Annotated in this window: 2 tRNA genes; both read left to right on the top strand. The window is 39.5% G+C overall.

Annotated elements, in window-relative coordinates:
- Positions 1–33: 33 nt before the first annotated feature.
- Positions 34–107: transfer RNA gene (locus ACTQ45_RS13665), tRNA-Ile, on the top strand.
- A 76-nt stretch (positions 108–183) separates the two neighbouring features.
- Positions 184–256 (top strand) — tRNA-Ala (locus ACTQ45_RS13670).
- The last annotated feature ends 136 nt before the right edge of the window (positions 257–392 follow it).

Raw genomic sequence — 392 nt, forward strand, 5'->3', positions numbered from 1 at the left:
TTTTTTTCGCTAACTCTATAAGGGTTTGAAAACGGGCCTGTAGCTCAGCTGGTTAGAGCGCACCCCTGATAAGGGTGAGGTCGATGGTTCGAGTCCATTCAGGCCCATCAGTTTTATTCCAATCCATTGAAATAAAACTGAAAATAACATATAATAATAACTCAGTAGTGTTACCACTATTCTGGGGGCTTAGCTCAGCTGGGAGAGCGCCTGCTTTGCACGCAGGAGGTCAGCGGTTCGATCCCGCTAGTCTCCATTGTGAATGAAATTTAATTCACAATTGATCATTGAAAACTGAATACTCAAACAAAATCCTATTAGGATTGATTCAATGCGAGTCAAGACTAATAGAACCAAAATTATAATTTCAAGAAAAGATATAATTAAACCGA

The sequence above is a fragment of the Fundicoccus sp. Sow4_D5 genome, assembly GCF_052116365.1.
Classification (GTDB): Bacteria; Bacillota; Bacilli; order Lactobacillales; family Aerococcaceae; genus Fundicoccus.